A 9214-nucleotide genomic window follows, 5' to 3' on the forward strand; every position below is an offset into this window, starting at 1 on the left:
GGGTTCACGGCGTGTCCCGCAAACAGACGCCGGAAGCGGCGCCGCCACAGGACCATGGCCGCAGCCCTAAAATCAGGGTTTGATGCCCTTGTGCAAAGCCACAATGCCACCGGTCATATTGTGGAATTCGCAGTCCACGAAACCGGCCTCACCCATCATGTTTTTCAGGGTCTCCTGATCCGGGTGCATACGGATACTCTCGGCGAGGTAGCGATAACTGTCTGCATCGTCCGCCACCAGTTTGCCCATAAAAGGCAGCAGGCGGAAAGAGTACTGATCGTAGACCTTCTCCAGCAGCTTGGACTGCGGTTTGGAAAACTCCAGCACCAGCAGGCGGCCACCGGGCTTTAACACCCGCAACATCGAGCGCAGCGCCAGATCCTTGTCCGTCACATTGCGCAGGCCAAAGGCAATCGTAATGCAGTCAAAGGTATTATCCGGGAACGGCAGGTACTGGGCATCCGCCTGCACCGTCTCCACATTGCCAGCAATACCGCGGTCCAGCAGGCGATCGCGGCCCACCTTCAGCATCGACGCATTGATATCCGCCAGCACCACCTTGCCGGTAGGGCCGACAATACGCGAAAAGCGCGCCGTCAGGTCGCCAGTGCCACCGGCGATATCCAGGATCGTCTGTCCCGGTCGCGCCGCGGACAGCTCGATGGTGAAGCGCTTCCACAGACGGTGCACACCACCGGACATCAGGTCGTTCATCACATCGTAGCGGGCCGCCACCGAGTGGAAAACATCCGCCACCCGACCGGCCTTCTCTTCGACCGGTACCTGCTGGTAGCCGAAATGGGTCGTCTTGCGTTCGCTCATCTTGCGCCTGCTATACCTAATTCAGGACGGTATTGTACATGGGGTGGGCGGGATCGGGCACCGCTACCGGCTAAACTTGACCGCATTCGAATATTGCTCATACGCCCAATGCCGTACGAACTGACAGAAAAGTGCAAACTACCGGCCGCAGTCCGCAAAGCAGCACACAAGCAGGTCTGTGCGGCGATCCACGTCTGTCACTCTTTAGATACAACTCAAGCGGTCCACAGCCTGCGCAAACACTGCAAAAAAATGCGCGCCCTGATTCGCCTGTTCCGTACATCCAGTTCAGCTACCGAGGCGATGTATCAACATGAAAATGCGCGCTATCGCAGCATTAGCCGCGACCTTTCAGCACGTCGCGAGGCCACCTCCCTGTATCTGGCACTTCGTGATCAGTTGGACGCAAGCAAATTCCCGGGTATATCGACCTATCTGAAATGCCGGGTGAACAACGGTGACACGGGTGAACTGCTAAAGATTGAGCAGCAGTTACAGCACGGGCTCCGGGACCTGGAAACATGGGATATCGAGTCGGTCCGATGGGAAGATATAGAACGCGGTTACCGTCACAGCTATCGCCGCGCCGCCAAAGCGAAAAAGCGGGCACTCCAACAAGAATCGGACGAAGCTTTCCACACACTGCGCAAACGCGTTAAAGATCAGTGGTATCAAAGCCGGCTGTTGAAAAAACGCTACCCAAAGGCTATCGGCTGCCGCACCCGCAACCTCAAGAAACTGGCCAGCGCCCTGGGAGACTGGCGCGATTTACGCCTGCTGTGCCACCTGCTCGCCCTGCAGGGGGATGAAACAAAAGAAATGATGGGGGAGCGGATTCCGCTGCTGGATGCAGCCCAACAGCGGCTGGAGGAACTGCGGGCGGAAATTGACCACCTGTGCAGGAAGCTTTTCCCGCACAGGCACTGGTCCTTCCGCTAAGCCGCTCGCTTTCGCACTATCATTTCAGTAGACCGCCGGAATGGGCCATCACATGAAAAATAAAGCTCTGCTCATTGGTACCACTCAACAGGTGTGCGCCCGGGCCACGCGCCCAGATGCCGACATCCTCGCCGCCGTGGGTTTCTGAGCCGAGCGGTACCAGCGAATCCTGGTGATAGCCCGACGCCGTGGTATCCAGTTCGGTCAGGTCCTTGCGCCCGCTGTCGATGGGATCGTCGTAGCGCACATCGGCATCGGTCTCGTCGCCGTAATGGGCGTGCCCCAAGCCGGTGGTGTAGCCGATGGTGGTATAGGGCTTGCCATCTGCCGCCAGGGAAAGTGACTGTTCCGCCTGGCCGTGGCGGTCGTTGCCCACCACCTTGCCCAGGATGGGGTTACCGCGGGTCGGATAGCCGGCGATGGTCATCACATGACTGTGATCCGCGGTGACGATGATCAGGGTGTCTTCGGCACGGGTTTTATCCACCGCGACCTGCACCGCGCGCGCCAGTTCCACCGCATCGTTCAGAGCGTTGTAGGCGCTGCCCGCATGGTGACCGTGGTCGATGCGCCCACCCTCTACCAGCAAGAAATAACCACTGTCGTTTTTACCCAGTAGATCGATAGCCTTGGCAGTCATCTCGTGCAGGGCGGGCTCGCCGGCGATATCGTTTTTGCGGTCCGCCTCGTAGCGCATATGCGAACTTTCAAACAGGCCCAGTAGCTTCTCGGTAGACGCGACGTCGATACCGTCAAAGCCTTTGCGGTCCTCGATATACAGTGGTTTTTGCGCGTCACTCGCATAGCGCGCTTTCCATGCTTCGATCAGGTTGCGACCGTCTTCGCGCTTGCCCGCCTGGCCTTCCAGGTCGGTCATTTCCTTCGGCAGGAAATTGCGGCGGCCGCCTCCCATCACCACGTCGACGCCATCGCCCACCGGCAGTTCCACCAGCTGGCTAGCGATATCTTTACATCCCTCGGGGGCGCTGTGCTCCCAGCCGCGCTCGGGCACCTTGGCGTAAGTGGCTCCCGGGGTCGCGTGGGTCACCCGCGCGGTACTCACCAGGCCGGTGCTCTTGCCCAGGCCCTCCGCCAGCTCGAGCGCAGTGGTGAGAGGAGCTTCGAGGCTGGCGGCGCAGTCACCGCGGGCCACTGATTCGTCCACGCTCAGTACGCCGGCCTTGGTTTTCACCCCGGTGACCATTGCGGTGGCGGTGCCCGCGGAGTCCGGGGTCTGCTGGTTGGTGTTGTAGGTCTTGATCAGGCCGGCATAGGGGAACTGCTCAAAGCTGAGCTGGTATTCCTCGCCCGCCAGTCCCTGCTGCTGACCGGCGAGAATGCGCGCGGCGGTCACGGTGGAGATCCCCATACCATCGCCCACAAACAAAATGATATTTTTAGCCGAACCGCGCTGGTTGTTGATAGGGCGCGTCGCCGCCCGCTGCAGGGCTTCCTCGCCCTCGCTAAACCAGTGACTGGCACGCTGGCTGCCCTGAAGCAGCACAGTATTTTTTGTCGCTTTATCTTCGGCAACACCCGCGTGACAACCGCCGAGTAGCGCCGCCGTCGACACCGTGGTGAGAGTCGCCGCGACGACTGCGGTGAGCGTTTTCTGGATCATTCTGACTACCCCTGAAAATTGAAACGCGCCAATTAAAGGGTGGGGATATTACAGAACCATGACCGGGGCGGCGACCGATCGCCGCCCGCGCTGGATGAACGGGGAAATACAGCCCCGCGAATAAGGCAGCAGTGTGTCGCACTCAGAAGTACGAAGACGTCCGTTGCACGCCGGTTTCCTGTCCCTCGGCAACCTCTCGCAGCAGGTTGTCGCGCGGGGACAGCACCGCGTCGCGGCCCTCGCGGAAGCTCTGCTCCTCGACAATCGCGCGGTAGGCCTTGTTTAAATCCAGCGCCCGGCGCGGTGTGGGCATGATCAGCACGTTGATATCCCCGGCGAGTCTGTCGAGCATCGCAGCCTTGAGTCCGCCCTTGTCATCAAAGAAACGCGCGCGCACCTCGCTGTTGGAGCGGTACTCGTCTGCATTGCCTACCTGCCTGAGGTAATAGGCATACTCGCCCTCTCCATTGGCACGCAGTGGCTCCGGTGTTCCGACCAGGGACTTCTGGTTCCAGTGATACCAGCCGCGCTGGAAACTTTTGTCCGCATCCAGTTTGCGGGTCATGGCAAAACCGCCATCGACGTTGGCCCCGATGGCCCCGTGACAGCCACTGCAGGTGGCCAGCTCCTCGTAGGACTGCGGGCGCAGTGCACCGTGGCGATCCTCGATAAATCCGCTGTAGCGCCAGCCGCGACGATTGCTGACACCGCGCTCGATATCCCCGATGACCGGCTCCAGACGGTCGGGAAAATCGTGCGCGTCCTTGAGTTCATCCGCAGCCAGTTCGCGATGCTGAAAATAAGTGACCCAGCGCACCTTGCGCGCGTAGCGCAGCTCTTTCATACGCGCGGCCATCGAGACCTCACCACTGGTATCCACATCCAGGTAGCGCACGCTGTGTAGGAATTCGGTGCCCAGAGGATAGGAACCGGCAGACAGGGGGGCCTCTCCAGATCGCTGCGCCAGCCGCGCCTGGCCCACATAGGACATATGGCGCTGCTCCAGCGGTGCCCAGTCGTAGGCAATCTGTGCGGCGATAGCCAGCTCGCCGTTTTTGTCCAGGTCCACCTTGAATTTTTGCTCGTCTACCGGATCGATCGCAATATCCGCGCGCTTGATCAGCGCTTCTACAATCGCCAGGTTGATCCGGTACACCTCGGTATTAAATTCCCCCTGCTCATTGTTGCGGTAAATCGCCGGCAGGCGGATCAGCACGTCGTCGGTGGATCCGTTGGTGGGAAAGAAAGTCCCCGGGAAAGGGGTGTAAGCCAGCGCGCGCCAGCCGCTGTACCCGCCGTCGGCATCGCGGTCAAAACCAGCACCGTCGAAATTGAACTGCACGTCCGGCACATAGCCATCCCAGCGGCCGTTGCCATTGCCGTCCCAGTGTTTCGGCAGGTCCTCGCGCAACTTTTTCCGCAGCGGCACACTGCCGTCCTGCGCGCGGTAATTACTTTCGCGCACATAGCCGAGAATCTGCTCGTCACTGACCTCGGCCAGGTAACCGGAGCGGTCCTTGAACAGGTTGTGCCAGCGGTTGGTACGCGCGGGCTCCGCGAAGTCGTACAGCAGCTGCAGGTCGAGATCATTGGTAAAGTTGGGTGCGCGGCTGTCGGTGTGGCAGACATAGCAGGGATTGCTCGCCGGGGCGCTTTTGTTTTCGGTCTTGGTATAACACTGCGGCGGCGTCACCGCCGCCGGGTTGGACAGATACAGCCGGCCAAGATTTTCCGGCTCGGCGGATACAGCACCGGAACCGAACAGTGCTGCGGTGATTGCCAGAATGATTGTACGCATGGGGTTCACTCAAAACTTTTTCAAAAGCCCGCTCAATCAGCGGATAAGACAAAACCCCGACAGTTACCTGCCGGGGTTTTCAGCCTGAATGGCTTTACCGGTAATGGGCGCCAGTGCCGCTTACTCGTCGGTAACATCCATGGCCGGGAAGGGCCCCACGTAGCCGGTGTAGGCGCGGTGCTCCAAAGAACCCGGGGCCAGCTTGTCGCCGTCGGACTCGCCGTAGGGATGCTGGATCACACTCATCAGGTAACCAAAGCCATTGATGTTCGGGTACCAGTAGGGCGAGGTGGTCTCGGAGCCGTAGGGCGTGGTCTGGATACGGGTGAGGCCCGCGGTGGAGTCTGCAGCATCCACTTCATCCAGATTGAGCGACCAGATCACATCGTTCTGGTGACCGGAGCCGGTGTCCTCACCGATGATCAGCGTGTTGTAGCCGGTGATAAAGGTAACGTTATCCGGGTTGGCAATAGCGTCTGCGTCACAGCTGTAGGTGGCAAACGGGCTGTCCGCCGGGTACTCCGCTTCTATACCGCCGATCAGGCCGCTCATATTGGTAGCCACGTAATCGGAACCGATGTCAGTATCCGCCGCCACATCCAGCTGGTAGACCGCGCCGCAGGAATTGCCCTCGGCAATCTGGATATGGCCAACATCGTCGGTCATGCCACGACCCACAGAGCTCATGGCCACGTACAGCTTGCTGCCGTCCGGATCGAAGGTAACCCCTTCTTCCTTGCGGAATTCCGTGGACGCACCCATCAGTGCAGCGTAGCGACGGGTCTCCAGGCGCGAGGCAACTTTTTCCATACCCGGCTTGACGCTAAGGCACTCGCTGTTGCCGTTGGTGGCGGTGTCGACACAGCCTTCGCCATCCACCGTGAATATATCGTCGAAGGTAACCGCGGGCTGGCCATCGGCGCCGTGTACCGCCGTGTCGATCTCGTCATTGCTGGCGTGGCCCAGGGAAACCCACTCGAGGTCGGCACTGCCCAGACCCTCGGCAGAAGTCTGGTTCCACTTGGCGGCGTACACGGTACCCGCACTCAGGTCACCGGCGGTATCCGCGACGAACATGTACAGGCCCACATTGGTGCCGTCATCGGTCATGTATACCGTCTTGCTGTCGGGCATCACGTAGGAAAGTTCGAAAGCGATACGACCCATGGCGTAGTGTTTGACCAGGTCAGATGTGGGCTCGCCATCGCCTTCCACATTGACAGTGATCTCGATATTCCAGCCGTAGAAATAGGGGTTCCACTTGCTGGGATCTGCGTAGTAATCCAGCATACCGGCGGAATAACCGTCCTCTGCGGCCTCAAGGTGTGTAGGCAGGCTGCGTGCATCCGGCTCGTACTCTTCTGATGCCAGGTGGGCGTTCCACGGCGTGACGGAAGCGGCGCAGTGCACCCAGCCCCCGTCCACACCGGACTGGTCTATCTGCCACAGGTCTTTGGTAGAAAGCTCACCGTTTTCCGGGTCCTGATTCAGTTCCATCAGGAACATGGCACCGGGCCGGGTTTCCATCTGGGATACGGAGAACAGGCGGTCGCCGATGGGCAACAGGGAGGTGTGCTCGTTGGCATCGGTAACCTTGAGCATGCCGTCTTCGCCATACAGGGGCTGGCCCGCGGCATCTACCAGCTGGCCGAACACCACATTGCCATTTACCGAGTCGCCGGAGCGCAGCAGGGTGTGGAAGCCGATATCGTACTCTGCACCGTCCACTTCGACCTTCGGCGATGCCAGGATCTGGCGTTTTTCGCTGTCGGTAGCGGGGGCGGCGACCCCGGTAAAGCTCAGGGAGCGCTCGGGCGTTTCATCACCACCGTCACCGGGATTCGGATCCGGCGTGACCACCGGTGGATTGTTGCGATTGTTGTTGTCGTCGCTACAGGCGGGAAGCAGGGCAATAGCGGCGAGCACTACTCCCAGTTTCAGGGCCAGCGGTGTCTTTGAAAACGGAATCATTATGTACCCCCATCAAAATTATTTTCGAGCGGGGGATTGAAACGATTCGAAATGACAGGGTCGTGACATGACCCGTGAAGTATTGGTGAACTTTTTATTAATACGGAATCTGTTCACAAACGGAATGCAATAACAGCCAGAAAACGTACTCTGCCGCAGGCTTATCCGTTTACTGGATAAATTTCACTGCACTTTCATCCGGGTCGCGACCGTTACCGGCAGCCTCCAGTTGTGCGAGATAACTCTGCCACTTTATTTCTTGTTCGTCACACAGTTCACGCAGGTAAGCCCAGGTATAAATTCCGCTATCGTGGCCATCGTCAAAAAAGATCTGCAGCGCATAGCGGCCAGCGGCGGCCACCTTTTCAATACCCACATGTATTTTCCCCGTCACCAGGGTGCCATCACTGGCGCCGTGGCCGCGCACTTCCGCACTCGGAGAATAGACTCGCAGGTATTCCGCCGGCAGGGAAAACTCGCCGTCGGGATATTGCAGGATCAGCTTTCGAGCTGCTTTATCCAGACGGATTTTTTGTGGCGGTTTTTGCTGGCTGTTTACTGATGCTTTCATACTAATGACAGAGGGGCACTGCGGCCCCTCTTTCCTGGTCGGGCTATTCTTTGCTGTTAGTAAAGAGTAATAATCAAAGAATAAAGCGCGACAGATCTTCATCCTTGCTCAATTCACCGAGCTGCGCGTCCACGTATGCCGCATCGATGGTGACGGTAGTATCGCCGTCGCCGCCAGCAAAGGAAATTTCCTCGAGCAGTCTTTCCAGCACTGTATGCAAACGGCGTGCACCGATATTTTCCGTAGTCTCGTTTACTTCAAATGCTACTTCCGCAATACGGCGGATACCATCTTCAGAAAATTCCAGCTTGACGCCCTCGGTGCCCAGCAGTGCTTTCTGCTGCTCGGTGAGCGAGGCACTGGGTTCGGTGAGAATGCGCTGGAAGTCCTGCGACGTCAGCGAGCTGAGTTCCACGCGAATTGGCAGGCGCCCCTGCAACTCGGGAATCAGGTCCGAGGGTTTCGACAGGTGGAAGGCACCGGAGGCGATAAACAGGATATGGTCTGTTTTGATCATGCCGTATTTGGTGGTGACGGTGCAGCCTTCGATCAGCGGCAACAGGTCGCGCTGCACGCCTTCGCGGGACACGTCGGCACCGCCGCTTTCCTGACGCTTGGCGACCTTGTCGATCTCGTCGAGAAATACGATGCCGTTCTGCTCGGCGGAGCGGATGGCTTTGGTTTTGATTTCTTCGTCGTTGATCAGCTTGGCGGCTTCGTCGTCGGTCAGTTGCTGGAGTGCCTGTTTGACGGTGAGCTTGCGCTTCTGGGTTTTACCCTTGGACATATTGGAGAACATGCCCTGCAGCTGGTTGGTCATTTCTTCCATACCGGGAGGCGCCATGATTTCGACACCCATGGGGCTGGCGGAAACGTCGATTTCGATTTCCTTGTCGTCCAGTTCGCCTTCGCGCAGTTTTTTGCGGAAGACCTGGCGGGTGCTGGAGTCTTTTTCGCTCGGGTCGGTGTTGCGTGCGGGGGGCAGCAGGGCATCTAGGACGCGGTCTTCGGCGGCGTCCATGGCGCGCTGTTTGACGCCTTCGGTGGCGCGCTCGCGCTCGAGTTTGATGGCCATTTCTACGAGGTCACGCACGATGGATTCGACGTCGCGGCCGACGTAGCCGACTTCGGTGAATTTTGTGGCTTCGACTTTGATAAACGGGGCACCGGCCAGTTTGGCGAGGCGACGGGCGATTTCGGTCTTACCGACGCCGGTGGGGCCGATCATAAGGATGTTTTTCGGGGTGATTTCCGCGCGCAGCTCTTCGTTGACCTGCATGCGGCGCCAGCGGTTGCGCAGTGCGATGGCGACGGCGCGCTTGGCGTCGTTCTGGCCGACGATATGGCGATCGAGTTCGTGGACGATTTCTCTGGGGGTCATGGACATGGTCTTTACTCGGATTCTTTGTCGCTTCGTTCCGGCTTCGGTTGCTTTGAAGCTGGTTCGGTGGCGGCGGGGCACCGGGTACTGGTTTTTGAAACCGCTGTGAAT

The 9214-nt window shown here is 59.0% G+C and carries 7 protein-coding genes; 1 reads left to right on the top strand and 6 read right to left on the bottom strand.

The features are described 5' to 3' along the window. Nucleotides 1-72 precede the first annotated feature (72 nt). Nucleotides 73-822 (bottom strand): bifunctional demethylmenaquinone methyltransferase/2-methoxy-6-polyprenyl-1,4-benzoquinol methylase UbiE, encoded by a 750-nt coding sequence (gene ubiE / locus B4U49_RS02800; protein ID WP_078083059.1) that lies wholly within the window; start codon nucleotides 820-822, stop codon nucleotides 73-75. 108 nt (nucleotides 823-930) lie between these two features. Between ubiE and B4U49_RS02805 the strand changes: the two genes are divergently transcribed. After that, nucleotides 931-1761 carry a CHAD domain-containing protein gene (locus B4U49_RS02805; RefSeq protein WP_275078273.1) on the top strand — a complete coding sequence of 277 codons (831 nt, stop codon included), beginning with the start codon at nucleotides 931-933 and terminating at the stop codon, nucleotides 1759-1761. 19 nt (nucleotides 1762-1780) lie between these two features. Here B4U49_RS02805 and B4U49_RS02810 read toward each other — a convergent pair whose 3' ends face one another. From B4U49_RS02810 to hslU, 5 genes are all read right to left on the bottom strand, one after another. Then, a complete protein-coding gene (locus tag B4U49_RS02810; RefSeq protein ID WP_078083061.1) occupies nucleotides 1781-3382 on the bottom strand; it encodes an alkaline phosphatase in 1602 nt (533 codons plus the stop codon). A gap of 142 nt (nucleotides 3383-3524) precedes the next feature. Further along, nucleotides 3525-5180 (bottom strand): hypothetical protein, encoded by a 1656-nt coding sequence (locus B4U49_RS02815; RefSeq protein WP_078083062.1) that lies wholly within the window; start codon nucleotides 5178-5180, stop codon nucleotides 3525-3527. A 120-nt stretch (nucleotides 5181-5300) separates the two neighbouring features. Next, nucleotides 5301-7151: a PhoX family protein gene (locus B4U49_RS02820; RefSeq protein ID WP_078083063.1), complete on the bottom strand. Its 1851-nt coding sequence runs from the start codon at nucleotides 7149-7151 to the stop codon at nucleotides 5301-5303. A 169-nt stretch (nucleotides 7152-7320) separates the two neighbouring features. Continuing rightward, nucleotides 7321-7722, bottom strand: a complete 402-nt coding sequence (locus B4U49_RS02825; RefSeq protein ID WP_078083064.1) for a gamma-butyrobetaine hydroxylase family protein — start codon at nucleotides 7720-7722, stop codon at nucleotides 7321-7323. A gap of 73 nt (nucleotides 7723-7795) precedes the next feature. Continuing rightward, nucleotides 7796-9109 (bottom strand): ATP-dependent protease ATPase subunit HslU, encoded by a 1314-nt coding sequence (gene hslU, locus B4U49_RS02830; RefSeq protein WP_078083065.1) that lies wholly within the window; start codon nucleotides 9107-9109, stop codon nucleotides 7796-7798. Nucleotides 9110-9214: the final 105 nt, after the last annotated feature.

It is taken from the genome of Microbulbifer mangrovi, from assembly GCF_002009015.1.
In the GTDB taxonomy this organism is placed as follows: Bacteria; Pseudomonadota; Gammaproteobacteria; order Pseudomonadales; family Cellvibrionaceae; genus Microbulbifer; species Microbulbifer mangrovi.